Here is a 26,942-nt window from a genome sequence, read left to right on the forward strand (position 1 = left end):
TATTCCGCCGATTCCAGCGATGATTAAGCCAAACCCACATTTACGGCTCCAGCTTCTAAATAAGTTTATAAAAAAGAACCGAATTAAGAAGGCATCCCCTCCGAATTTCGGCTCTTCTATACTACCTATGCTTTTATGGTACTCTTATCTTCAATTTCCTGTTTCATTCGTAACCGGTCACGTTCAAGAATTGGTTTTAAGTACTTGCCCGTATATGATTCAGGAACTTCGGCTATCTTTTCAGGTGTTCCGGTTGCCACAATCGTTCCGCCCTTTTCGCCGCCCTCAGGTCCAAGATCGACAAGGTAATCGGCTGCCTTAATGACATCGAGATTGTGCTCGATCACTAACACAGTATCGCCATTATCAACCAAGCGCTGCAGCACAACGAGCAAACGTGAAATGTCATCGACATGAAGACCTGTTGTCGGCTCATCTAAAATGTAAAAGGATTTCCCTTGCGAGCGACGGTGCAGTTCAGAAGCGAGCTTGACGCGCTGCGCTTCTCCTCCAGATAAAGTTGTCGCCGGCTGCCCTAATTTAATGTATCCGAGGCCAACATCATAAATGGTTTGCAGCTTGCGGCTGATTTTTGGAATATTTTCAAAAAATTCAACTCCAGCTTCCACGGTCATATCGAGGATATCTGAAATGTTTTTTCCTTTGTACTTTACTTCTAAGGTTTCACGATTATATCGCTTGCCGTGGCAGACTTCGCAAGGTACATACACATCGGGTAAAAAGTGCATTTCAATTTTGATAATCCCATCACCGCGGCACGCTTCGCAGCGTCCGCCCTTCACATTAAAGCTGAAGCGGCCCTTTTTATAACCACGGACTTTCGCTTCATTTGTGTTCGAAAACACATCACGGACGTCATCGAAAACCCCGGTATAGGTGGCAGGATTCGAACGGGGTGTTCGGCCGATTGGCGACTGATCGATATCGATGACTTTTTCTAGATACTCAATTCCTTTAATGCTTTTATGTTCACCAGGTTTTGTTTTTGCACGGTGCAGCTTTTGTGAAAGTGATTTATGGAGAATCTCATTGATAAGGGTACTTTTCCCCGAACCCGATACACCTGTTACTGCAATAAACATACCAAGCGGAAGCTTCACATTGACATTTTTTAAGTTATTTTCAGAAGCACCCTTGATTTCAATAAAACGTCCATCCGGTTTGCGGCGCTCGAGTGGCAGTGGAATAAACTTCTTCCCTGATAGATATTGACCTGTCAGTGAATTCGGGTCAGCCATCACCTCAGCAGGTGTACCAGCCGATATGATTTCACCGCCATGCACCCCGGCACCTGGGCCGATATCAATCAAATAATCGGCAGCAAGCATGGTGTCCTCATCATGCTCGACGACAATCAAGGTGTTGCCGATATCCCGCATGTTTTGCAATGCTCCGATTAAGCGGTCATTATCCCGCTGATGCAGTCCGATTGACGGTTCATCCAAGATATATAGGACACCCGTTAAACGCGAACCGATTTGTGTAGCCAAGCGAATCCGCTGGGCTTCCCCGCCTGAAAGCGTACCAGCTGTCCGGCTCAGTGTTAAATAATCGAGACCGACATTAATTAAGAAACCTAGCCGTTCACTAATTTCACGGAAAATCAATTTGGCAATTTGCATTTCTTTTTCTGATAGCTTCAATTCTGCAAAAAATTGATTCGCTTCTTCAATCGAAAGGTCGGTAACATGGGCAATATGACGTCCATTAATTAGGACAGCCAAGGTTTCCTTTTTTAAACGATATCCTTTACAAGTTGGACATGCCTGCTCGCCCATGTATTTTTCCATTTGCTCACGGATGTAATCTGAGCTTGTCTCTTTGTATCGGCGCTCAACATTTCGGATGACACCTTCAAATTCAATATTGCCCTCACGAATCTGGCCAAAATCATTTTCATAGCGGAAATAAATCTTTTCACGCCCACCCCCATAGAGGACTTTTTCCAACAAGTGTTCAGGGATTTCCTTAACAGGGGTATTCATATCCACACCGAAATGATTGCATACGGCCTCAAGCAACTGCGGATAATATTGAGAACTTGTTGGCTCCCACGGGGCAATCGCATGCTCTTTTAGTGTCAAATCACGATTAGGAATAACCAGATCGAGATCGACTTCAAGCTTAGAGCCAAGCCCATCACATTCTGAGCAGGCGCCAAACGGACTGTTGAAGGAAAACATCCGAGGTTCTAGTTCTCCAATTGAAAAACCACAGTGCGGACAGGCATGATTTTCACTAAATAACAGTTCTTCTTGTCCGATAACGTCAACAATAACCTTACCTTCGCCCAGTTTCAGCGCTGTCTCGAGTGAATCGGCAATCCTTGCCGATACCCCTTCCTTGACAACGATCCGGTCGATAATAACCTCAATCGAATGCTTTTTGTTTTTTTCAAGTTCGATGTCATCACCAAGGTCAATCATTTCCCCATCCACACGGACACGGACAAATCCTTGTTTCTTGATATCCTCGAACACCTTCACATGTGATCCTTTACGGCCTGAAATAACAGGGGCAAGGATTTGCATTTTGGTCCGTTCCGGGTATTCTAAAATACGGTCGACCATTTGCTCAATCGTTTGCGAGGAAATTTCAATTCCATGAATTGGACAGGTTGGGTGTCCGACCCTCGCAAATAATAACCGTAAATAATCATAGATTTCTGTCACCGTACCGACCGTTGAACGAGGGTTCCGGCTTGTTGTTTTTTGATCGATGGAGATGGCCGGAGAGAGACCCTCAATCGCATCCACATCCGGTTTATCCAACTGTCCAAGGAATTGCCGCGCATAGGCAGACAGGGATTCGACATAGCGCCTTTGTCCTTCTGCATAAATCGTATCAAAGGCAAGCGAGGACTTTCCTGAGCCGGAAAGTCCCGTCAGTACAACAAGCTTATCTCTCGGAATGGTGACATCTATATTTTTCAAATTGTGGGCTCTGGCGCCTTTCACAATCAGTTTTTCCATTGCCATTGTAACGTCATCCTTCCGCCTTAAGTTCCAATATTAAATCACGAAGCTCAGCTGCGCGTTCAAAATTTAGCGCCTTGGCTTCGACCTTCATTTCTTTTTCCATCGTGGCAATTAGTTTTTCTTTTTCTTTCTTCGACATTTTACTAAATGATGCCGCTGGTTTGTAATCTTCCTGATCTTCTGCTGCATGGGTGGCACGGATGACATCGCGAATATCTTTCTGAATCGTCATTGGCGTGATTCCATGCTTGCGATTATATTCTTCCTGGATGGCACGACGGCGTTTCGTTTCACTTATTGCTAATTCCATCGAGTTTGTGATTTTGTCTGCATACATTATGACGTGTCCATGGGCATTCCGGGCGGCACGGCCAATCGTTTGGATTAACGACCGTTCGGAACGAAGGAATCCTTCCTTGTCGGCATCCAGAATCGCGATGAGCGAAACCTCTGGTATATCCAGTCCTTCTCGGAGCAGGTTAATTCCGATGAGAACGTCATATTTGCCGAGACGCAGTTCTCGGATAATTTCAATTCGTTCGAGTGTCTTAACCTCCGAATGTAAATATTGAACTTTGATACCGATTTCCTTTAGATAATCGGTTAGGTCCTCGGACATTTTTTTCGTCAAAGTGGTAACCAGGACACGTTCATTTTTCCTAACCCGTTCGTGAATTTCACCAATCAAGTCATCGATTTGCCCCTCAATTGGACGGACCTCAAGTGTTGGATCCAAAAGTCCTGTCGGGCGGATAATCTGCGAAACCATTTCCGGCGTATGCTCAAGCTCGTATGGTCCAGGTGTAGCCGAAACAAAAATGATATTCTCGATATGCTTTTCAAACTCATCAAACATTAACGGCCGGTTATCAAGCGCCGATGGCAGACGGAAGCCATGATCAACAAGCACTTGTTTCCGCGCTTTATCCCCGTTAAACATCCCTCTCACTTGCGGTAAGGTAACATGCGACTCATCAATCACCATCAAAAAGTCCTTTGGAAAATAATCAAGCAGTGTATAAGGTGTCGAGCCCGCATCCCTTAAGGTTAAATGGCGCGAGTAATTTTCAATCCCAGAGCAAAAACCCATTTCACGCATCATTTCCAGGTCATAGCGGGTCCGCTGTTCAAGTCGCTGTGCTTCGAGCAATTTATTATCATCTCGCAGTTCTTCCAGACGACCTTCCAGTTCTTTTTCAATATTTTCAATCGCAATTTTCAGCTTTTCTTCCCTTGTAACGAAGTGGGATGCTGGAAAAATCGCTACATGTTCTCGTTCCCCAATGATTTCTCCGGTTAATGCATCGACCTCTCGAATCCGATCAATTTCATCACCAAAAAACTCGACACGCATGCAGTGCTCATCACGAGAAACAGGGAAAATCTCAACAACATCGCCACGGACACGGAAAGTTCCGCGCTTGAAATCGATATCGTTTCGGTCGTATTGGATATCGACTAATCGGCGCAATAGTTGATTGCGTTCCACTTCCATTCCCGTTCTGAGCGATAACACCATTTCACTATATTCTTCAGGAGAACCTAATCCATAAATACAGGAAACAGACGCAATCACAATCACATCTTTCCGTTCGAATAGGGAAGATGTCGCTGAGTGCCGCAGTTTATCAATTTCATCGTTGATACTAGCATCTTTTTCAATGAAGGTATCGGTCTGTGGGACGTAAGCCTCTGGCTGAAAGTAATCATAATAACTGACAAAATACTCGACTGCGTTGTTTGGGAAAAATTCTTTAAACTCACTGTAGAGCTGTCCAGCTAGTGTTTTGTTGTGGGCGATGACAAGGGTAGGTTTATTTACTTCTTTAATCACGTTGGAAATCGTAAATGTTTTACCCGTACCTGTAGCGCCAAGCAGCGTCTGCTGGCGTTTATTGTTTCGAATACCTTCGACTAATTGTCTGATTGCCTCGGGCTGATCCCCTTGTGGCGAGTACTTTGAAACTAATTCAAATTGGTCTTTCACAAATATTCCCCCTCCCGAAATATCAATCACTTTTCAGCATATGTACCTTGTTCATGGACCGGGATGGTTGCTTTCAAGTGTATCCACTAAAATTCATATTAACATTTTACCACATTCCCCTAAAAACAAACCAATAATATGCGAACGAATATTCGTTTTTTTAAATTTCAACACAAAAAGCCTGCCATTTTCCTGACAGACTCACTAAAACTTCGAATATATTAACTCTTATTAATGACCCTCTGCTTCATTTTTTCAGCCATCCAAAACCCTGCTGTTAACGAAAAGGCATCCACTACGATGAGCATAAATGTATTGGTATATCCTTTATATACAGAAGTAGCAATCAGGGCAACGGTTAAAATTAGCCCGATGACCCGGTTGTAAGTAACCCTTGTAAAAAGCAAGACCAGCAGCCCTGGAAGAATAAGTGCTGAAAAATATCGAATAACGGTTTCCAATGAGTACACCTCATTCATACATTAATCTCTGTTAATTCATTCTAGAAATTATTGCACATAATTGCAACAAAAATGATACATGAACTGCCTTTCGAAGCGTCTTAGCTTATTTTTCCATTCTAACATTGATCATACCTTCGTTTTGCTGTGTAAATAAACTAGTTACCACGAATCCCAGGAGAGAAAGCAGAATAGGGAGGACCACCGTATGAAACCCAAATGCATTTGGATAAAATTGATCTAATAAAATATAAGACCCCATCCCTAAAACCATCGAAGTGATTGCTCCGTATTTATTGCCCTTACTCCAATATAATCCTAAAATAACCGGCCAAATAAAGACCGACTCGAGTCCCCCAAAAGAAAACAGATTCAACCAAACGATTAAATCAGGTGGACTTAACGAGAACAGAATGACTACAATTCCAATAATCGCCGTCACGCTGAAACTAACCTTTTTCACAAGGTCGTTCCCTGCATCCGGCTTAATGTAATTTAAATAGACATCTTTTACAATAGCAGAGCTAACCAAAATTAATAGAGCGTCCACCGTCGACATGATGGCTGCCATCGGTGCAGCGAGAACGATGCCCGCAGCATAGGGCGGCAGTACTTTCATCGATAACAAAGGCATAACAGTATCGCCGATTTTCACACCTGGCAGAACCGGTCTTGCGAACACGCCAATGAGATGCATACCCAGCATGATAAAACCGACGACAATAGTTCCAATAATAATCGCACTATGCATGGCCTTTGAATTTTTATAAGACATCGCTCGGACAGCAATTTGCGGCAAGCCGACGACGCCAATTCCTACTAAAATCCAAAAGGAAGAGACAAAGGATGGCGTTAAACTACGTTCTGCACCATAGGGACTGATTAAATTAGGATTTTCCGCTGCTAAATCTGATATGATCTTCGGAATTCCACCGCCTGCTTTAATCGTTGCAATGAGAAGGATTAACGTTCCCCCAAACATGACTACACCTTGGATGGTGTCTGTGATCGCAACCGCACGAAAGCCGCCTACAATAACAAAGACGAGGACTGAAAAAGCAAAGATTAATAAAGCAGTCGTATATGGCAAACCTGTTAAACTTTCTACCAAACGTGCTCCGCCAATCCATTGGGCGGTCATCGATGAAAACAGAAAGATGATAATACTTGCGGCTGAGAATAACACAACCGCTTTACTTTTATAGCGCTCTTTTAGAAAGTCAATTAAGGTGATTGCCTTGTACTGACGGGATATAATCGCAAATTTCTTCCCCAATACCATTAATGTAAAATAACCGGTTGCTAACTGGGCCATAGCAAGCAGGACCCAGCCTAATCCTTGCGTATAAGCAACCCCGGGCCCTCCGATAAAGCTGCTGGCACTTCCATACGTCGCAACCATCGTCATTGCCAGGATGAATCCGCCCATTTGACGTTCCCCTAAAAAGTACTCCTCCAAGAAAGAATTGGATTTAATAACAAATTTGTTTGACCACATCCCAACAGCGAAGATAATCAATAAGAAAATAAGTAATGGTGTAATGACGGCCCAGTTCACTTGATTTCCCCCTCTTCCACTTCAAAGGGAACATCCTTGAATAAAACTCTTACGGCAAAAATAACGAGTGTAACCATAACAATAAAGCCAAGAATACAGCTGTAAAAAAACCATGCTGGCAAACCATATATGTACGAATATTGTTCTACTTTGGCCGAACCAAGCCCATACGCAAAACCGTACCACCAGATAAAATTAATCAAAACAAGAATAATTCCAATTAGGGCTTCTCTGTGAGCGATCTTGAAACGCTTGTCCAGTGGATTGCTGCTTTTTTTCATTTGATTCCTCCAGGGTGAAAATTCTCTCTAACATCATCAAGTTATTTTACCCAATAATGAAAAAATAACCAATTGAAAACAATCAAAATATCATATAATAATCTATCCCCTTGCGTAAAGTTTCCGTCCTATTAGAAAATAAGGGATGCCATATGTAAATTTGGGAATGATGCAACAATCCTAAATAGTAATAAACTTCTTTATTTAATAATACTTACAAAACAAAAAAACAACGATTCTCATTCGTTGTTTTTTGTTTTGTATCAGGGTTATAAAGACCAATAAGTTAATGTAACAAAGAATAGTAGAAACATAGTCGGACAGAATGCTAGTGAAAAACTAAATCCTAACATAAAAGAACCGAATGGATTTTCACAGCTGTTTTGGCTTAGTCGTTATATTGTACCTTCAGGTTGCAAGGAACAACTATAAGTTCCTTTTTCAATTTGAATAGTGGCATGTTCAATGCCGAATTGGTCATGCAATTCCTTTGTTAATTTTTGAAGCAGCTCATCATTATCATCTATTTCAGATCGAATTATATGAACGGTTAGGGCAGCCTCTGTCGTACTCATTCCCCAAACATGCAGGTCATGAATTTCCAAAATCGTTGGTAAACCACTTAAGTAATCCTTAATTTTACTAATATCAATGCCTTCTGGTACGGCATCAAGTGATAAGTTAATGGATTCTTTTAATAATCCCCAAGTTCCAAATAGAATGACAATGGAAATTAAAAGACTTACTAGAGGGTCAAGCCATTGCCATCCTGACCAAAGAATTATAAACCCTGCGATCACTACACCAAGTGAAACTAATGCATCTGCAGCCATGTGCATGAAAGCCCCACGGATATTTAAATCGTTTTTTCTTCCAGACATAAAAAGTAAAGCTGTAATAGTGTTAATCACAATACCAATGATTGCTACGATGATAACCGTTTTTCCAGCAACTGGTTCTGGAGAAGAAAATCGTTGGATAGCCTCCCAGGCAATAGCACCAATTGCTACTAATAAAAAAACAGCATTGAATAGCGCAGCTAAGATGGAACTTCTTTTATATCCATAAGTCCGCTTTTTAGTAGGTGCTTTTTTTCCTAACCAAACGGCAATCCAAGCAATAATTAAACCTAGAACGTCACTTATGTTATGTCCTGCATCCGCAAGCAGTGCTAAAGAATCCCCTAGGATACCGTATATAATTTCAACAATAATAAAAATGGTATTTAAAATAATCCCAAATCCAAATGCAAAGCCATAGTTGGCTGGTGCATGACTATGGCTATGTCCATGACCGTGACTGTGACCATGGTTATGACCATGGCTATGATTATGTCCCATTCCGATCTCTCCTACTTAAATTTTATTATGACAAGCATGCTAATTGCTTGTTGTACCCTTCCATTAAGAGGCTTCCCACTTGAGGAAGCCCAATTTTATTTGTCTTTTACTCGGAGAAGTCGTAAACCATTTAGAGTCACAATAAGAGTTGCTCCCATGTCTGCGAATATCGCAATCCACAGGGTTAACCAACCTGGAATCACTAATAATAATGCTAAAAGTTTAATTCCTAATGAGAAAGTGATATTTTGCTTGATGATAAATAATGCTTTCCTGCTTAGTATAAACGTAAATGGTAGTTTCCCTAAATCATCTGCCATTAAAGCTATATCAGCTGTTTCTATAGCTGTATCCGTTCCAGCCCCACCCATCGCTATTCCGACTGTCGATGCAGCTAAAGCTGGTGCATCATTTACACCGTCTCCGACCATTGCCACACGGTCAAATTTGGTTCTGAGTTCTTTAATAAGTGTTAATTTATCTTGAGGTAAAAGATCCGCATGTATATCAGAAACCCCTACCTGCTTTCCTATCGCATTGGCAGTCCCTTTGTTATCACCCGTTAACATGATGGTTTTTTGAATACCTAATGAGTGAAGTTTCTGTATCACTGATTTACTGTTCCCTCTCACTTCGTCTGCAACTGCGAGTAGTCCCAATATTTCAGTTGAAGTACCTGCAACCATCACTGTTTTACCTTTATTTTGCAAGTCAGAAATGGTTGCTTTTAGATTCGATGGAATTTTATTTGATAGGATTTCATCGAATAAATTAGGGCTTCCCACATAATACATTTTACCGCTGACCCTACCTTTGATGCCTTTACCTGTAATGGAAGTAAAGTCTTCAATCACTAAATCTTGATAAGGTAAGTTTTCCGACTCTGCTTTCTTCATGATTGCTGAAGCCAAGGGATGCTGAGAACCCTTTTCTAAAGCTGCGATAATGGAAAGAAGTTCATTCGAATTTGCATTTGGTTGAGGTAGATAATCCGTTACAACAGGTATTCCTTCTGTTAAGGTACCCGTTTTGTCAAAGGCAATGGCTTTAATGGCTCCCATTTCCTCTAAATGAATCCCACCTTTGATCAGAACACCGTTTCGTGCAGCATTACCGATCGCAGTAACTATGGACACTGGAGTGGAAATGACAAGAGCACAAGGACAACCAACCACTAATACAGCAAGACCCTGATAAACCCATTTGCTCCAGTCCCCATCAAATAAAAGTGGTGGAAGTACGGCCACTAACAACGATATGAACATGATTACAGGTGTATAATACTTAGCAAAGCGATCGACAAATGCTTGAGATGGAGCCCTTTCTGCTTGAGCTTCCTCTACAAGGTGAATAATTTTTGCAATAGTCGTATCGTCCACATGTTTAGTAACTTTTACTTCAAGCATTCCTTCTTCATTTAGTGTTCCTGCGAACACTTCATCATCTATGGTTTTCGAAACTGGAACAGATTCACCTGTAATCGCAGCTTGATTCACAGCGGATAATCCTTTAACTACTTTTCCATCCATGGCAATTTTTTGTCCTGGTTTTACAATTAAAATATCCCCAATCCGAATATCGTCCACTTCTACTGTAAATTCTTGATTACCTCTTCGTATTAAGGCCTCTTTTGGAGAAATATCCATTAAGGAACGTATCGATTGTCTGGCTTTATCCATTGAATAGGATTCTAGAACCTCACTAATGGCAAACAGGATGACAACCGTTGCTCCCTCTCCCCACTCACCGATAATTGCTGCTCCAATAACGGCGATCGTCATCAAGGTTCTCATATCAAACTCTAATTGGAATAAGTTCTTCAATCCTGTCGTAAACAGGCGATGACCGCCTACTAAAATAGAAGCCCCAAACGCTAAAATCGATGAGGTACTCTCTTCACCATACATTTGTCCTGACATCCAGCCAATGATCAAGAAAACCAATGAGGCGATAACAGATGAATGTTTTTTCAAAAACGGCTCTTTTTTCTCTTCAAATTTTTGTTTTTCAGGTATGACTTTTATCTTTTCAAAGGCCCCTGCTTTCTCTATTTCCTCTATAGTCGTTTCACCATAAACTGTAAGTTTAGAAGCACCGAAATTTACACTTGCATTAGCAACACCATCCAGGTGTTGTACGTTCTTTTCGAACTTTGTCGCACAGCCCGCTCAGGTGAATCCCTGTACACGGTAAACGGTTTTTTCATTGGTTTGTTCTAAAGCGTTACTCATGAGATTTCACCTCCTGTTGATGTTCAAATGCAGTCTTAATCAATTGTTTTACATGATCATCATCCAATGAATAGAAAACTAATTTGCCCTCTTTTCGATATTTCGCTAATCCTAAATTTCGAAGAAGTCGTAAATGGTGGGAAGCAGTAGCCGTTGAACTTCCTACAATGTTTGCCACGTCACATACACATAATTCATCTTCTTCACTTAAGGCAAAGGCAATTTTAATTCTAGTATCATCAGATAAGGCTTTGAATATTTGTGATACAGACAGAGTATCTTGCTGTGAAATAGAACCTTTTAAACGTTTTACTTTGTCTTCATCCACGCAGGTTACTTCACATACATCATCGTGCTTCATTTTTTCACCGCCCATTATTCAAATGTCTATTTGATTATTAGTATATGTTGGTTCAAAAAAATGGTCAAATGATTATTTGAATGTTTTTTAGTCTATTCAAGGAATTTCCTCAATTAAAAGGAATTTCAATTTTCATATTATTTATAATGCTATTGTATTAAATAATATTATAGCGTTATAATATGGCAGTGTGATAATTCGTTAACGTACTAAAGGGAATTAAAATAAATTGCTAAGGTGGTAGTTCTATTATGAAACGGTTAATACCTATGATTCTAGTAATAGCAGCACTATTCTCGATCCTTACAGGATGTTCGTCTAAATCATCAGGAGCAAAGGACAACACGCTCGTGATTGGGATTGATGATAAATTTGCCCCGATGGGTTTTCGCGATGAGAACAATAAAATTGTTGGTTTTGACATTGACTACGCGAATGCTGCTGCTAAAAAGATGGGGAAAAAGGTCAAGTTTCAACCAATTGATTGGAGCACAAAAGAAGCGGAATTAAGCAGTGGACGGATTGACCTAATTTGGAACGGATACACTATTACGGATGAACGTAAAAAGAAAGTTCTTTTCACGAAGCCATATTTAAAAAATGCACAAGTGGTTGTTACATTGGCTGATTCAAAGCTTACTAAATTAGATGATTTAAACGGGAAGGTTGTTGGACTGCAAACACTATCTTCTGCAGCTGATGCTTTGGATGCCGCACCTATTAAAACTAAAATTAAGACGGTTACCGAATTTGCAGATAATGTCCAGGCCTTAACTGACTTAAAAAGCGGTCGTTTGGATGCAGTAGTAATTGATGAAGTTGTTATCGATTATTATATGAAAAAGGAAAAAGAGTCTTTTAAAGTACTTCAAGAATCACTTGCTCCCGAAGAATACGGAATTGGTGTTAAAAAAGGGAATGAAGCATTACTTGAAAAGCTGCAAAAAGCACTCGATGAGATGAATGAGGATGGCACAGCAGCAGGTATCTCTGAAAAGTGGTTTGGCGAAAATAAAGTATTAAACTAATACCGAATATAAGGCGAACAGGATTTCCATTGGGAACCCTGTTTTGCTTTTGGAGGAACTTATATGTCTTTTGATTATCTGATTTCCATACTTAAACCAATGCTCGAAGGCGCCCAGATGACAGTCCTCTTGTTTGTCATTGCGATTGTGGTTTCGATTCCACTTGGGTTTATATTAACTCTGGCTGTCGGCAGCCGTTTTAAGCCTGTGTCCCTGCTTGCACAAGGATATATTTACGTGATGCGCGGTACACCGCTCTTGCTTCAGCTGTTATTTATCTGTTTCGGGCTGCCGATGATACCAGTAGTTGGAGAATACTTAGTTTTGGACCGCTTTGTCGCTGCCTGTTTAGGTTTTATCTTGAACTATGCTGCCTATTTCGCCGAAATCTTTCGCGGCGGGCTTCTTGCGATTGATAAAGGTCAATTTGAGGCATCGCAAGTGCTCGGCCTGAATAAATGGCAGACGTTAACAAAGGTCATCCTTCCGCAGATGTTCCGGATCGCCCTTCCCGCTGTCGCGAACGAATCCGTGACATTGGTCAAAGATACCGCACTGCTCTATGCGGTTGCCGTACCGGAATTGTTACATTTTGCGCAGACAGCTGTAAACCGCGACTTTACCATCGTTCCTTTCTTCGTCGCCGGTATTATTTACTTGATCATGACGCTCCTCTTAACGATGGTGTTTAAATGGCTCGAAAAACGGTTCAAATTTGAATAAGAAGGAGTGGTAACTATGCCTATCATGGAAATAGCTAACCTCAAAAAATCGTATGGGAATTTGGATGTCCTAAAACAGATTAGCTTTGATGTAAATAAAAATGATGTGGTAGCCGTCATTGGTCCCTCTGGTTCCGGGAAAAGTACGATGCTCCGCAGTTTGGTCCATCTTGAAAAAATAGACGGTGGCACGATTTGTGTCTCCGGTAAGCATTTAGTAAAGGACGGCGTCTATGCAAAACCCCTGGAGATAAAAGAGATCAATGCAAAAATGGGGATGGTCTTTCAGCATTTTAACCTCTTTCCGCATCTTACGGTGAAAGAAAATTTGGAACTTGCTCCAAAAATGCTGAAGAAGGAAGCGCCCGCTAAAATTCAGCAACGAAGTAATGAACTACTCGAGAAAATCGGGCTTACTGACCGGGCATCAGCCTATCCAGCCAATCTCTCAGGCGGGCAAAAACAACGAGTCGCCATTGCCAGAGCGCTCATGTTAAACCCAGAAATTCTGCTTTTTGATGAGCCTACTTCTGCATTGGACCCCGAATTAACTGGTGAGGTATTACAAGTGATGAAGGATCTGGCCGAAGAACACATGACGATGATTGTTGTGACACATGAGATGGGCTTCGCCAAGGAAGTAGCAAACCGGGTTATTTTTATGGACAATGGGGAGATTGTGGAATCTGGTTCGCCCGCCGAGTTGTTTACAAACCCTAAGAATGAACGAACGAAGGCTTTCTTGAAGCGTAGCTTATAAGAGTATGATTGGATAATAAATGCGGGTTTCGGAGTTCATCGAAGCTTCATGAGGACAATCTTCACTTTTCCATGCTGAGTTTTGTCCTCATGAACACTCCATGAGGACAGTTTTTACTTTTTCATCCTTAGTATTGTCCTTATGAACACTCCATACCGATTTTGCAGTCAGTTGTTATTTATCCACAGAATCATCTTTCGGAGCAATCCAGAACGCCACTACAATCGTCACAATCATCACAAGAAACGGGGCATAAAAGAGTAAGAAATCATCCACGTTCATCCCCCCTAAGCATGTTCATCATTTCGATTCCCTTGTACATATTCCTTGTTAAACAGAAACAATTTTAGCAGTAGATACAGCGATGGCAGGAGTAATCCTAACCCTGCAATGAAGGCAACAATCAGGGCAATCGCCATCGATTGATTTGTAAAACTATCATATAAGGTGAGATAGGGATACAACAAATAGGGATAATGGGAAGCACCATAGGCCAAAAAGGCAACCGCAAATTGCCCGACTAATAACCAGAAAGCAAGACCGTAAGAACGCCGCTTCCAGATCAAATAAACGGTTCCAACAAAGAAAACGACGGACAATCCGAACAACCACCAAAGGTCGAGTAAGCGCTGATAATGTTCCGGATTGTGCGTCCTCATTTCTATGATAATACCCGCAGCTGTGATAATGGCAGGTCCTGCCCAACTAAGCGCATATTTACGTAGAAGGTTCGTTGCAGCTTCATCCTTTGCATGATGGGCATACCATGTCAAGAAAACAGCGGAGATATATAATACGGCAGTCAGACTAAGGACCACAATACTCCACGATAAAGGACTGGTAAACAAAGCCCAATAATCAAGCACAGGCGCAGAACTTTCCATTGACACAAAGCCGCCTTCTGAAATCGTCAAGACACTCGACAGCGATGCTGGAATAAATAATCCCGTCAACCCATACAAGATGGTATAGCGCTTATGTTTGAGTCCTCCGTAGGTTGTAAAGGCATAATAAGCTCCCCGAATCGCTAGCAAAATAATCGCAATGCTTGCCGGCACAAGTAAAGTTGTGCCGAAGTAATAAGCCGTTTTTGGAAAAAAACCAACCATCCCGACGAAGAAAAATACTAAAAAGACATTGGTGACTTCCCAAACTGGCGATAAATAGCGTTGAATAATCTTCGTCAAAATATGCTGTTTCCCGGTTAATGTACTAAACGCGTTAAAAAATCCTGCCCCAAAATCAATGGACGCAATGATAATATATCCAAAGAGAAACACCCCCAATGCGCTTATTCCGACGATTTCCAGTGTCATAGCACATCACCCGCTTTCTCGGAGGCTCTATCGGCCAATTCCTGTTCCACTGTGTTCTTCCGGAACATTCGCCAGAGTACAACTGCACTGCCAACCCCGAGGACAAGATAAAGCCCCGCAAATAAAACCAACATGATATCCACTTGACCGCTTGTCGTCGCTGCATCTTTAGTTCGTAAAATTCCACGCAGAACCCATGGCTGACGGCCGACCTCGTCCAACCACCACCCCGCCTCAATCGCAAGAATGGAGAGAGGGCCGCCGAGCACAAGCAGCCAACGAAACCATTTGGATAAAACGAAACGCCAGTGGCGCCAGGTACCTATTACATATACCAAGGACAAAACGGTCATCCACATCCCAATCGTCACCATCGTATCGAATAAATAGTGGATATACAGGGGCGGCACTTCATCCTTCGGAAACTGATCAAGTCCTATCACTTTTGCATTAGGAACTTCATGAGCCAGAATGCTGAGTGCAAAGGGAATTTTCAGTGCATATTTTACTTCGCCATTATCAAGGACACCGTATAAGACAAGCGGTACACCTTTCCCTGTTTCAAAGTGCCACTCAGCAGCAGCTAATTTTTCTGGTTGATATTCGGCCAAATACTTTCCGGAGAAATCTCCTAAAAGAGCGGTTGCTACGGAAAAGACGAATCCAAGTTTCATTGTTAAAAACAAAGCTTTTTTATGATACGCATGGTTTGACCCTTTAAGTAAACGAAAGGCACCAATCGCAGCCAGGACAAACGCTGACGTCATATAGGCGGTGACAACCACATGGGCTACCTTTGTCGGCATCGCCGGATTAAACATGGCTACAATTGGACTGACATTCACTAATTGGCCATTAACGACATCAAAGCCCTGGGGCGCATTCATAAATGCATTGACAATGGTAATAAAAACGGCTGAAAAAGAGGCTCCCAACGCAACTGGAATCAGCAGGAGCAGATGTTTTTTCTGGTCCTTAAACCGATCCCAAGTATATATGTAAATACCTAAAAAAATCGCTTCAAAGAAAAACGCAAATGTCTCCATAAATAACGGCAGGGCAATCACATTTCCCGCTAACTGCATAAAATTGGGCCATAGGAGTGAGAGTTGTAACCCTATCGCGGTTCCGGTCACAACGCCAACTGCCACGGTAATCACAAATCCCCTTGTCCACCTTCGAGCTAATAAAATATAGTGTTCATCCTGTTTCTTTATCCCAACCCATTGAGCAATCATAATCATTAGTGGAATCCCAACACCAATGGTTGCGTAAATGATGTGAAAAGACAAGGTCAATTCTGTTAGGACACGACTAAAAAATACTGCTTCCTCATTACCCATTTAACTCCCCCCTTTCTTATCCTGAAAAAAGCCGTCCAATGATTGACAGTCCCATTATGGATGCAACAATAAAAGCCAGCCAAATGAGCTTTCGCTCTTGTTTTTTGTAAATAAAAATCCCACCTAACTTTTGGCTAATTTAATTAATTAAGCACACTTCTTACATACCATTCCCAAAATTATGGCGGAATATATTTAACTGCACTGGAAAGTATCCGCACACAGAAAAAATAGTGAGAAGTGGTGGTCAGTCAACAATCCCCACCACATTCCCACTATTCATTTTTTTACCAAGACGAACGGTCAAGGTTAATCCAAATTTATGCATTCCCAACATTAGGATTCCCGCAAACAATTGATCAAGTCTTGTATTAAATGGTGATGGCAGTATATTGAGAGAACTTAATTGGGAAGGTGAGATACAAAGGTTTGCGGTTAGTTGTGTAAGAAGAGGATTATTCATTCCACCAATAAAGGCAGTTAATATGAAAAGCAAACAGGCAGGCATTAATACAAGCCCGCTCAAAAATAGATAACGTTTATTCTTCTCCTTTGAACCATACTTCTTCGAGTCAGGAGTTGCTATTGGCCCCCACATCCTAAAAGATAGGACAAACAGCACAAATAGGTACCCATTATGGACAAACGAATTTTGAGAGAGAGTCGTTAAAACAACTGGAAAATGGTACATCAAGAACATTGCTCCAAAAGCATAAAGCGCAGCAATTGGCGGTAAGAAAAACTTGCTTACTCTTACAAAGAGGGAGAGATGACGAATTTGCTGTAGAAATGCATCTGGAATTCCTAGTAAAAATAGAGGTGGGATGATAAAGTATAAAATGCTCATTTGCAGCATGTGCAAACTATACGACAAGTGACTTATGATTTCAAATGGACTGCCAAAAGTTCCGTACATAATGATTAAACTGAGGAAAAAAAGCAGGGGTTTTTTTTGATGAAGCTTTATTTTTGTAAAAGAAAGTACTAAGACTACATATACAACCGCTATACAAATGAGGCAAGCTAGTAATGGGGTATTCCACAACGATTGACCTTCCAACCACATCGCATAAAACATGAAATCCTCCTTCCACTCAGGACACTTAGACTTCAGAAAATAACCCTTACAGCCAATGAAACTAACTTTAGATTTTATGTCAAAATGTGTGAATTATTACAAAAAAGAATCCCACCTGAATTCCCTGGAAAGGTAGACAGGCAATAGGAGAGAAACATTTATCACTCCCTCCCGTCCGTTTAGTTGCCTATCTTTTTCTGACTAGATTGGTCTTTTTTAAAAGATTACTCTCAATTTTCTCATAGTACTCAATTAACCAAAGGATTACTTTGTTTATTTCCTCGAATCGAACTAGTAAGAAATGGATGGCAAAAGCTACACTTGTCCCTATGAGCATTCCTGCTACCACATCTAACGGATAATGGACTCCTGTCCAAACACGGGACAGAGCAATGCCTGCTGCTAAGACCAACCACATCCAGCCGTCACGTTTTTTCCAAATCCAAATGGCCGTCGCGATTACGAATGCGGCAGTCGCGTGGTCACTTGGAAACGAGGCATTTTTCACATGAGGGATTAACCAGTTTACATGATGGGTGACAAAAGGACGATTCCGGTAAAAAAAGTGACCTATTTCTCCATTTATACTTAGCGCCACGCACGCGGCCAGGATTGCTTCAATAACCATTTTTCGGTTTTGTGATTTATGATAAAACCAATAAAAAATGATTCCCGCAAAAAATAAATACTCTGCTTTTTCTGCTAAAAATATCATTAATGGGTTTAAAAATCGCTCACTTATTGCAAGGTGATTGATTATTTGAAAGATACCATAGTCTATGTGAGACATCTTAACTAACCTCCAGATTCATGTGTTTCAACCATCTTAAATTCTCAAAGGAGAAGAAAATCTAACCAATCCCGACTGCCTGCTGCTCGTCTTTTGGTCAAGGAGTGTTTCTATCAACTCCACGATTTTTTCCGGCTTCTCTAACTCAATTTCCTGCTGGTAAGCATCAATAGCATCCTCCCAGCCTTTCATTTTTTTCTGGTTCGTTAAAACACTAAGCAGCTGTTTTTCCAATGGAGTGCTCTGGTCGAGCTCAAATACTAGCTCTTTCCGTTTTAAATATTGGAGATTTATTTTCTCCTGCCCTGGAAGTGCAGAATGAACAAAGATTGGAAGTCTTTTTCGGATCGCTTCACTTATAGTGACTCCACCCGGTTTTGAGATAATCGCATCCACTTCTTCATAAAGTAAATTCATTTCTGATCTTGAAGAAAGATAGGTTAATGGTTTGATATGATCTAAATCCCACGAATGAATTTCATCATAAAGCTTCTTGTTATTACCACACAATACTAAGAAGTCTAAGTTCGAGGAGAGCTTTAACTCTTCCGCTAGTTTCAAAATCCCGCCCAAACCGCTATTTCCTCCAGATAATAAGATTTTGGGACGCTCATTATCCTGTTTCCGATGAAGGGTTTTTGTAATTCCTTCATGAACAGGAATACCAGTGACCATCATCTGTTGGTTCGTGGCTTGATATTTTCTGCCGAGTTTTCGTTTGATCTCTTGGCTAGGGAGAAAATGGAGATCAATCCCCTCTCTTCCCCAAACACTATTAATAAAGAAATCTGTGTAAACGTTAATAATCGGTATGTCGCATTTTCCCTTCATTTTTAACTTACTAAGAAGATAAGAAGGGAACCCATGTGTACAAACAAGTAAATCTGGTTTTTCCTCCGCTAACAATTGCTCCATTTTCTTCAAAAAGAGCGGTTGATACCATTTAAAGGAATGTTTTTTAGTTGGTGATACGTAAAAAAAGCTTTTATAGGCAAGATTATAAGTTTCTGGCGCATAGCGAATCCAATTGAGATAGCCACTTGTTATCACTTTTTCTAACGATTTATTTGTATAACTTAACAAGTCGATTTTTTTAAATGTAAGATCATCTGTATGATTTTTTAACAGATCCATTAATGCCTCAGCGACTTGATGATGTCCCGATTGCATTTGTAAGAGTGGTAAAAACAAAATCTTCTTCACTTATTCCATCTCCTGTTCTACTAGAAATCGAACTTTGAAAATGATGAATTCTAAATTACCCTTTCAATGTATCACTCATTTCTTGAAAAACTCGTTTTTTAATGGATTTTTAATCTTAACTTTAGCCTTTTTTTAGCTGGGTCTAAAAACAAAAACCTGAAAAGATGCCTTTTCAGGTTTTGTATTATTTTCTCCTATTCAGCTGATGCTGTTTTTTTCCTTTTTATATACTTACGTATGACAAATAGCAGAAAAAGAATGAAAAATACCATTCCTAAATATGGAATATAGTCTGGATTAATATGAAATACCTTTCCTGCATAATAGCCTCCCACAATAAAAGGGATGGTCCAGAGAAGAGTGCCTAGCAGGGAAAAAAGGAAAAACCTCCGAAATGGAATGTTTGTAATCCCAGCAAAATACGGACTTATCTGCCTAATACCTGGCAGATAAAAACCGATAACGATTGTTTTACGTACATTTTTGGTATATATACGACTTACTTTTTCCCAACGGTCATCGCTAATCCCGACATACTTTCCGAATTTTTTTATAAAAGGGGATCCTGCATATTTTCCAATCGAATAGGCTGTTTGCATTCCTATAAACGCTCCGAGAATGGAACTTAATATGGCTAGCCCTATTGAGAGCTTATGATGATAACTCAGCACGCCGATTAAAAATAGCAGCGATTCTTCAGGAGCAGGAATACCCACAATACCAAAGAATAAAAAGAGAAAAATGACTAGGTAACCATATATATTAATATAATTAATAATTGTCTCTACATTCATAGCAGCCTCTAAAAGTTCACTTCTTTTAATGTGATAAATTTCGTGCCCCTATTTACCTTTTCCTGTAAATAGATTTCTAAGCACTTTAGCATATAACGGGGCGCTAGCCTATCGGCACCCAAGGTTTCCCCACAATCATGAAGCAACAATACAGAGCCTGCTTCTGTCGTTTGGAGCAACTCTTCAAGCAGGCCGTTTTTACCCTTCGCTACCTTCCAATCACCGAAGATATGCGACCACATAATCACTTTATATCGCTTGCTCAAATATAGGCTGGCACTATTAAAGCTCCCCCATGGCGGCCGGTAAAAGGTTACTTTTTCATTGGTGCATTCTTTGATTGCCTGTTCTGTCATTTGCAGTTGTTTTTTTAAGCGAAGGGGGGAAAGAATCCAACTTGAAATATGGTCATAATGATGAATTCCAATCGTATGTCCCTCCTGACTCATCCGTTTAATAATGGCAGGATAGGCTTTCACTTTACTGCCGACCACAAAAAAGGATGCCTTTACACCGTACTTTTTCAAAAGGTCAAGTAATTGTGGTGTGTATTCAGGATTGGGACCATCATCAAACGTTAATGCAATAGCCGGTGCATGGATTGTTTTGATGATTCCCCGCCCGCTCCTACGAATGAGGATGGTGGGCAATATGGCATAGATAAGAAAAAAAATGAATAAAAGAATAACACTTACTATCAATATTTTAATCACTCGAAAAACATTTCCTTTCCAACTTTCCGTTTGGGTAAGAACAACTCTACCTCTGTTCCCACTCCCTCCGTACTTTTTACGATAATTTCTCCTTGATGCTGTTTCATAATATTTTTGGCAATCGACAAGCCTAACCCTGTCCCGCCTGTCTCCCTGCTTCGTGCCTTGTCCACCCGGTAAAACCGTTCAAAGACATTCTCTATTTCACACTCTGGGATCCCAATTCCGTAATCTTTTACGGTAATAATCGTCAATTGTTCTTTATCCTGTAAGTACACATCTATTTTATCTGTACTATATTTAATTGCGTTATCGATTAAGATTATCATTGCCTGCTTTAGCTTGACTTCATCCGCGATAACCTTAATGGCTGGTTCATGGTAATGGAGGTTAATTTCCCTTTTATAGGCACTTTTAAGCTGCTTGAAGATATCTTCGCACAAGGAAACTAAATTGATTACTTTTGGTTCTAAAAGATTACCTGATTCTGTATCGGCTAAATCCAGAAACCTTTCTGTCATTTTTTGAATTCTTGTTGCTTCTGAATGAATCGATTCAATCGCATCATGGGCAACCTCTTCATTTTTTAACCCCCGTCTAAGCAGTAGGTCTGCATAACTTTTGATCACAGTAAGCGGGGTTTTTAATTCATGTGAAGCATCAGAAATAAATTGCCGCTGTTTTTCGAGATTTGCCTCTAATCTGCCAATCATCCGATTAAACGTAACGGCCAATTTTTGCAATTCATCCTTTGTCTCATGTTGGATGATAATCTTTTTCGGGATCCCACTTTTTTCAATATCCTCCATGGTGTTAATCATATTGGAGATAGGTTTCATAATCAGATTGGACAACCATCTACCACCGAGCAGTGATAATACCGCACCTAAAATGGTACAAAAGGCAAGAATGGAGAGTAATAAGTCTTTTCCTGTTTCCAATCCTACTAATTTCTCCCCAAACTCTAGTGTTCCTACTACATGACCATTTGATTGGATTGGCACCCTGACAATGGCAATTTGTTCTTCCTGATGATTAAGTCTAATGGTCCGCCTTTGCGTCCCTTTTTCAGTAGTGAATTGCGGTTTTATTTTAGCAGCTAATTTCGGATCATTCGTTACTTGATTAACTATTTTCGAATCTGGCTGAACGATCCTTATAAAAGACTGGTTCGTTAGGTATGGGGTTAATTTTTCTTTAATAACCGCTAGAGAATCTTCCTTGTTGATTTCGTTTATCAAATAATCAGCCTTTTGAAGTAGTTCACCATCTTCCATATTGACAGTAATCTTCATAAATGAAAAAAAGACAACCGCATTCACAGCAAGTAACATACATAAAATCCAAGCCGTAGTAATAAGATTGATTTTTGTGGTAATCTTCATTGTTAATTCTCCCTTACGGTATAACCAATGCCCCTTACCGTCTGAATAATCGTTGGGTCAGAAAAACCTTCTTCAATTTTCTTTCGTAAATGTCTGATAAACACATCAATGACATTGGTTTCCCCTTCATATTCATAGCCCCAAACATGAAGGAGGATGCTCTCCCTCGTGACAATTCGATTTTTATTGGATAGCAAATAAACGAGTAAGTCGAATTCCTTGGGAGTTAACGTGATGGAAGTCTCTCCCCTGGTGACCTCTCTTGTATCCAGATTAACAGTTAAATCCCTTATTTCTAATAAGGAGTCATTCGATTGTGAAGCCGTTACTGCAATGGTACTTTGCCGGAGACAAGAGCGAATTCTTGCTAATAATTCCTCAATTTCAAAGGGCTTGGTGATATAATCATTCGCCCCTTGATCGAGTCCTGCTACCTTGTCCATGGTCATATTACGGGCTGTTAATAAAATAACAGGGATAAGGTTATTCTCTTTTCGTATTTTTCTTAAAACCTCAATGCCATTCATTTCAGGCAGCATAACATCCAATAAAATTAAATCCAATTTTTCATGTAGGGCTGCCTGCAATCCCGATTTCCCATCATAAGCAACATTTACTTCGTATCCCTCATACTCCAGTTCGATCTTTAATATCTTGGCGATTTGTTTTTCATCTTCTACAACCAAAATCCGCTGTTTCATCGTCAGCCCTCCTTTTTATTGCCTTAACATAGGTCGCAAATCTAAGTGTTTTATTAAACCCATCTTATTTTTCTAGGAATGATCTACTTCAATTTAGCATGATTTCTGCTTAGTTTTCTTTTTTTCATTGAATTTTAATCTTTTATTCAGATCAAACTTGCCACAATCATTCGTCGATTCTATTAAAACATCAAATCTTTGCCCAAATTCATCATCCATGGCCATGTATTATGATTGACCTATACAAGCCAAAAACTCCTTCTTTTTAGTTGAAGGAGTTTTTTATGGTATTGGGGTGTCAGGCACCCTATTGGATTGGATTGGTTGGCTCATCGGTAATAAGGTCCTGCAATGAATGTTTCCGGATGGCTAATACAAGATCGGCAAGGAAGTATAATCCTACTGCAGACCAGACCCAGGCCCAATATGGTTCAATTGCTCCGTACATTGTTGCTACCGCAGGATGGATCCATTTTATGCAAAGAAGGGAGAGGATACTCCAGCAGGCCGAGAAAGGCAAACAAATATGGCCATGAAGCTGCATGGGTGAATCGGAATAATCCCACCATTTTTGGTTAAAAAGTTTCTGCAGCAATGCTCCGGTCACATATTCCACTAAGGTTGGAATCATGAAGCAAAGGAGAATAACGACTAACCAATTGGTTTCTGGTGAAATTAGATAAACCAAGAGCACAGGGGTAAAGCCGTACATCGGTTTAAATGGCCCAAAAAGAAAATTCGGCTTAAAAAACTCCCGTTTCGTGAAGAAGTTATAACTGTTTTCGAGCAGCCAGCCTAACCATGAGTAGACTGTAAAATAAAAAACGATTGTTGCTGCTCCTTCAAGATTAAAAAAATCCGGATTTTGAAACTCAATACCATTCAACAAGTTAATGATCATGGCTAAACCACCTTTCATGGATAAGAATTTCCCACTTTAGGTTTAACAGCCATGCATCCAAATATACAAAAAAATTCCTACTTAATTACAATCAGCTTTTCGTTTTAAGGCAGACTCTCGGACTGAGGATTCCGCCTACTTGGGCCGGGATTCCGCCAACTATCGGATTGATTTCCGCCAAACTGTGAGTTTTTCCTCCAAACTCCGAACTTATTCCGCCGAATCTCCTCGGGATTCCGCCAAACCCCTTTTTGTTACCATTTTTAATTGTTCTCGTTTCCATATATCCGTTCTATTTGGCACTTTTTACGCCAAATCATTTCATGAATGTCCCCACTGTTTACCGATGAATTTAATTAGACACATTGTTGATTATTATTCACGATGTATATTATAATTCGTTAAACAATATACAGTTATACAAAGGGAGGGATTTAACATGTCGGAAAAATCAACAGATAGGCGGATCTTACGGACGAAGCGGTTAATTCGTGATGCTCTAACAGAGCTAATGGAGGAAAAAGGCTTTGAAGGAATTACGGTTCGTGATTTAACGAAAAAAGCGGATATTAATCGGGGTACCTTCTATCTCCACTATCGTGATAAATATGATTTATTGGAGCAGAGCGAAGCTGAGATATTAAATGAAATTGAAAAAATGACCCTTGAGATAAATCCAAATGATTTCTTGAACTTTAATAGTGAAAATGATCCATTTCCCTTCATCATTAACCTATTTGAATTTTTCCATGAGAATTCAAGTTTTATGAAAGTGATTTTGGGTCCCAAAGGTGACGCATCCTTTCAAGGAAAATTGCGAGATATCATTAAAAAGACCTTTTTCCAACATGTTACGTCAAAGATAAAAGGGGAAGAAATGCTTGTCCCAGTTGAATATCTATTTTCCTATGTCAGCTCTGCCCACCTCGGTGTGATTCAGCACTGGCTAGAAAGCGGGATGGATAAACCGCCACGGGAAATGGCGATGATCTTATCGCGGATCACATTGTTAGGACCTAGGCATGTTACCGGGTTGATAAAAAATTAGGATAACATTTTTCATGGCAGCACTTTTTTCAAAAGTAAATGAACACTTTGTTAACTAGTGAACTATAATCAACACATTGTTGTTTTTTGTTCATTGCTTATCTCTCACTGAGTTGTAAAATAAAATCATAACCGCGTCAACAATCCTAGGGGGAATGATTGATGTATTCAACCATAAAAGTAGAAGAAGTCAGCAAAAGCTTTGGAAAAAAAACCGTTTTAAATGACGTCAACTTATCCATTGAGAAAGGGCAATTATTTGGGTTGATTGGACCTTCAGGGGCCGGGAAAACGACCCTTGTTAAAATGATTGTTGGCATGGATAAGGCGGATACCGGATCGATTCATGTATTAGATAAGAAAATGCCAAATCTTGCTTTACTTCAGGAAATTGGTTATATGGCCCAAGCCGACGCCTTGTATGGAGAATTAACAGGTGAAGAAAATCTGAAGTTTTTCGCTGCGCTATTCGGGTTAAATAAAGAAGCACAGAAAAAGCGAATCACTTATGTTTCTAACTTAGTAAACCTGACAGATGACCTAAAGAAACGGGTAGCTGCTTATTCTGGGGGGATGAAACGGCGCTTATCCCTAGCGATTGCCTTAATTCAGGACCCTAAAATATTAATCTTAGATGAACCAACTGTCGGCATTGATCCCGAATTAAAGTTGTCTATTTGGAAAGAATTCTTACGTTTGAAAAATGAAGAGCAAAAAACAATCATTGTCACCACTCATGTTATGGATGAAGCGGTGAAATGCGATTATGTTGCTATGGTCCGCGACGGCCGCATTTTAACGAGTGGAACGCCCGCAGAATTAAAGGCGTTCTACGGGACAGACGATTTTGATGAGGTATTTTTGAAGGCAGGGGTGAAACAATCATGAGAGTACTTGCGCTAATTAAAAGAATTTGTCAGCAGATGTTTCGGGACAAACGCACCTTAGCCTTGTTATTTGTGGCACCACTACTGATACTGACCCTGATGTACTTTTTATTCAATGGCAACACCGTCGATCCAAAATTAGGTGTCACGGGCGTTGATAGTGGGTTAATAACAGCCTTTAAAAAGGCAGACATTAACGTTAAAGAATACAAGTCAGTAACAAACCATACCATTCTAGATGACGACCTTGACGGACTGCTGCAGCAGGAGAATGGAAAAATAAAGCTGATACTTCGGAATGACGATCCTACAAAAGCGAAAGCGCTGCAAATGAAGGTAAACCAAGTAATCTCGGCACAGTTCCAAGCACAGATTATGATGCAAAGCTCCGGAAAGGCGCCAGCGATGACACCGAAAAGTATCGATATAACCTACGTTTATGGTGATTCAGATACCGTCTTTTTTGATGTGTTAAGTCCGATCTTAGTTGGTTTCTTTGTCTTCTTTTTCGTCTTTATTATTTCAGGAATTGGATTATTACGCGAGCGGACAACGGGCACATTGGAACGGCTGATGTCTACTCCAATTCGGAGATGGGAAATCGTTACCGCCTACTTGGTTGGCTATGGACTATTCGCGGTGATTCAAACAATTATTGTTGTATTCTATGCTATCAATGTGTTAGATATCGTCCTTGTCGGGTCGATATGGAATGTGCTCCTCATTAATTTAGTCTTAGCTTTGGTGGCACTCTCGCTTGGAATCCTGTTATCGACCTTCGCAGCCTCAGAATTCCAAATGATTCAGTTTATCCCGATTGCAGTTATACCACAAATATTTTTTGCAGGAATTTTTCCGCTTGAAGGGATGGCCGATTGGTTACAGGCAGTTGCAAAGGTAATGCCAATGTACTACGCAGGTGACGCATTAAAAGGTGTGATGTATAAAGGGTTTAGTTTGAGTGATATAAGCGGGGACCTTCTTGCCTTAGTAATCTTTGCCGCTATTTTCATTGTTTTGAATATCTTTTCATTGAAAAAATATCGATCCTTATGA

Annotated in this window: 25 protein-coding genes and 1 pseudogene; 6 read left to right on the plus strand and 20 right to left on the minus strand. The window is 40.4% G+C overall.

Annotated elements, in window-relative coordinates:
• Nucleotides 1–125: 125 nt before the first annotated feature.
• The 9 genes and pseudogenes from uvrA to CCK98_RS27980 all read right to left on the minus strand — a co-directional run bounded on the left by uvrA (nt 126) and on the right by CCK98_RS27980 (nt 11,218).
• Nucleotides 126–2,999: an excinuclease ABC subunit UvrA gene (uvrA, locus tag CCK98_RS27945; protein ID WP_088089578.1), complete on the minus strand. Its 2,874-nt coding sequence runs from the start codon at nt 2,997–2,999 to the stop codon at nt 126–128.
• 7 nt (nt 3,000–3,006) lie between these two features.
• Nucleotides 3,007–4,986, minus strand: a complete 1,980-nt coding sequence (gene uvrB, locus CCK98_RS27950; protein WP_088089579.1) for an excinuclease ABC subunit UvrB — start codon at nt 4,984–4,986, stop codon at nt 3,007–3,009.
• A gap of 221 nt (nt 4,987–5,207) precedes the next feature.
• The gene (locus CCK98_RS27955) at nt 5,208–5,447 is read right to left on the minus strand and encodes a CsbA family protein (RefSeq protein ID WP_256942472.1); all 240 of its coding nucleotides are present in this window, start codon (nt 5,445–5,447) and stop codon (nt 5,208–5,210) included.
• Nucleotides 5,448–5,553: 106 nt separating this feature from the next.
• A complete protein-coding gene (panF, locus tag CCK98_RS27960) occupies nt 5,554–7,005 on the minus strand; it encodes a sodium/pantothenate symporter (RefSeq protein WP_088089581.1) in 1,452 nt (483 codons plus the stop codon).
• On the minus strand, nt 7,002–7,286 hold the full coding sequence (locus CCK98_RS27965; protein WP_088089582.1) for a YhdT family protein: 285 nt from the start codon (nt 7,284–7,286) through the stop codon (nt 7,002–7,004). Before CCK98_RS27965 ends, panF begins: the two co-directional genes overlap by 4 nt.
• 287 nt (nt 7,287–7,573) lie before the next feature.
• Nucleotides 7,574–7,660 (minus strand): annotated as a pseudogene (locus CCK98_RS34990) (sulfite exporter TauE/SafE family protein); the annotation flags it as partial.
• 21 nt (nt 7,661–7,681) lie between these two features.
• Nucleotides 7,682–8,626 (minus strand): cation diffusion facilitator family transporter, encoded by a 945-nt coding sequence (locus CCK98_RS27970; protein ID WP_088089583.1) that lies wholly within the window; start codon nt 8,624–8,626, stop codon nt 7,682–7,684.
• Between the two features lie 95 nt (nt 8,627–8,721).
• Entirely contained in the window at nt 8,722–10,857 is a 2,136-nt protein-coding gene (locus tag CCK98_RS27975) for a heavy metal translocating P-type ATPase (RefSeq protein WP_088089584.1), read from the minus strand.
• Nucleotides 10,850–11,218: a metalloregulator ArsR/SmtB family transcription factor gene (locus tag CCK98_RS27980; protein WP_088089585.1), complete on the minus strand. Its 369-nt coding sequence runs from the start codon at nt 11,216–11,218 to the stop codon at nt 10,850–10,852. Before CCK98_RS27980 ends, CCK98_RS27975 begins: the two co-directional genes overlap by 8 nt.
• 251 nt (nt 11,219–11,469) lie before the next feature.
• Here CCK98_RS27980 and CCK98_RS27985 point away from each other — a divergent pair, with 251 nt between their 5' ends.
• From CCK98_RS27985 to CCK98_RS27995, 3 genes are all read left to right on the plus strand, one after another.
• A complete protein-coding gene (locus tag CCK98_RS27985) occupies nt 11,470–12,246 on the plus strand; it encodes an amino acid ABC transporter substrate-binding protein (RefSeq protein ID WP_179195947.1) in 777 nt (258 codons plus the stop codon).
• Between the two features lie 63 nt (nt 12,247–12,309).
• Nucleotides 12,310–12,969: an amino acid ABC transporter permease gene (locus CCK98_RS27990; protein ID WP_088089587.1), complete on the plus strand. Its 660-nt coding sequence runs from the start codon at nt 12,310–12,312 to the stop codon at nt 12,967–12,969.
• 15 nt (nt 12,970–12,984) lie between these two features.
• Nucleotides 12,985–13,728 carry an amino acid ABC transporter ATP-binding protein gene (locus CCK98_RS27995; protein ID WP_088089588.1) on the plus strand — a complete coding sequence of 248 codons (744 nt, stop codon included), beginning with the start codon at nt 12,985–12,987 and terminating at the stop codon, nt 13,726–13,728.
• Between the two features lie 174 nt (nt 13,729–13,902).
• Here CCK98_RS27995 and CCK98_RS37130 read toward each other — a convergent pair whose 3' ends face one another.
• From CCK98_RS37130 to CCK98_RS28045, 11 genes are all read right to left on the minus strand, one after another.
• Nucleotides 13,903–14,004: a hypothetical protein gene (locus tag CCK98_RS37130; RefSeq protein WP_373408512.1), complete on the minus strand. Its 102-nt coding sequence runs from the start codon at nt 14,002–14,004 to the stop codon at nt 13,903–13,905.
• Nucleotides 14,005–14,015: 11 nt separating this feature from the next.
• Nucleotides 14,016–15,044 (minus strand): cytochrome d ubiquinol oxidase subunit II, encoded by a 1,029-nt coding sequence (locus tag CCK98_RS28000; RefSeq protein ID WP_088089589.1) that lies wholly within the window; start codon nt 15,042–15,044, stop codon nt 14,016–14,018.
• Nucleotides 15,041–16,387, minus strand: a complete 1,347-nt coding sequence (locus CCK98_RS28005; protein WP_088089590.1) for a cytochrome ubiquinol oxidase subunit I — start codon at nt 16,385–16,387, stop codon at nt 15,041–15,043. Before CCK98_RS28005 ends, CCK98_RS28000 begins: the two co-directional genes overlap by 4 nt.
• A 247-nt stretch (nt 16,388–16,634) precedes the next feature.
• Nucleotides 16,635–17,465: a cytochrome c oxidase assembly protein gene (locus CCK98_RS28010; protein WP_088089591.1), complete on the minus strand. Its 831-nt coding sequence runs from the start codon at nt 17,463–17,465 to the stop codon at nt 16,635–16,637.
• A gap of 187 nt (nt 17,466–17,652) precedes the next feature.
• Complete coding sequence (locus CCK98_RS28015; protein ID WP_088089592.1) at nt 17,653–18,255, minus strand: undecaprenyl-diphosphatase; 603 nt, start codon at nt 18,253–18,255, stop codon at nt 17,653–17,655.
• A gap of 36 nt (nt 18,256–18,291) precedes the next feature.
• The gene (locus tag CCK98_RS28020; RefSeq protein WP_088089593.1) at nt 18,292–19,458 is read right to left on the minus strand and encodes a galactosyldiacylglycerol synthase; all 1,167 of its coding nucleotides are present in this window, start codon (nt 19,456–19,458) and stop codon (nt 18,292–18,294) included.
• Nucleotides 19,459–19,652: 194 nt separating this feature from the next.
• Nucleotides 19,653–20,252, minus strand: coding sequence for a DedA family protein (locus tag CCK98_RS28025; protein ID WP_088089594.1), 600 nt, complete (start codon nt 20,250–20,252; stop codon nt 19,653–19,655).
• Nucleotides 20,253–20,260: 8 nt separating this feature from the next.
• Nucleotides 20,261–20,965 (minus strand): polysaccharide deacetylase family protein, encoded by a 705-nt coding sequence (locus CCK98_RS28030; RefSeq protein ID WP_256942473.1) that lies wholly within the window; start codon nt 20,963–20,965, stop codon nt 20,261–20,263.
• The gene (locus CCK98_RS28035) at nt 20,962–22,350 is read right to left on the minus strand and encodes a HAMP domain-containing sensor histidine kinase (RefSeq protein ID WP_088089595.1); all 1,389 of its coding nucleotides are present in this window, start codon (nt 22,348–22,350) and stop codon (nt 20,962–20,964) included. The genes CCK98_RS28030 and CCK98_RS28035 overlap by 4 nt, the downstream gene beginning before the upstream one ends.
• Nucleotides 22,351–22,352: 2 nt before the next feature.
• Nucleotides 22,353–23,051: a response regulator transcription factor gene (locus CCK98_RS28040; protein WP_088089596.1), complete on the minus strand. Its 699-nt coding sequence runs from the start codon at nt 23,049–23,051 to the stop codon at nt 22,353–22,355.
• A 307-nt stretch (nt 23,052–23,358) separates the two neighbouring features.
• Entirely contained in the window at nt 23,359–23,952 is a 594-nt protein-coding gene (locus CCK98_RS28045) for a putative ABC transporter permease (protein WP_088089597.1), read from the minus strand.
• Between the two features lie 439 nt (nt 23,953–24,391).
• Here CCK98_RS28045 and CCK98_RS28055 point away from each other — a divergent pair, with 439 nt between their 5' ends.
• From CCK98_RS28055 to CCK98_RS28065, 3 genes are all read left to right on the plus strand, one after another.
• Complete coding sequence (locus CCK98_RS28055; RefSeq protein ID WP_088089599.1) at nt 24,392–25,000, plus strand: TetR/AcrR family transcriptional regulator; 609 nt, start codon at nt 24,392–24,394, stop codon at nt 24,998–25,000.
• 161 nt (nt 25,001–25,161) lie between these two features.
• The gene (locus tag CCK98_RS28060; RefSeq protein ID WP_088089600.1) at nt 25,162–25,887 is read left to right on the plus strand and encodes an ABC transporter ATP-binding protein; all 726 of its coding nucleotides are present in this window, start codon (nt 25,162–25,164) and stop codon (nt 25,885–25,887) included.
• Nucleotides 25,884–26,942 (plus strand): ABC transporter permease, encoded by a 1,059-nt coding sequence (locus CCK98_RS28065; RefSeq protein ID WP_088089601.1) that lies wholly within the window; start codon nt 25,884–25,886, stop codon nt 26,940–26,942. Before CCK98_RS28060 ends, CCK98_RS28065 begins: the two co-directional genes overlap by 4 nt.

This window comes from Bacillus sp. OV166, assembly GCF_900177675.1.
In the GTDB taxonomy this organism is placed as follows: Bacteria; Bacillota; Bacilli; order Bacillales; family Cytobacillaceae; genus Neobacillus.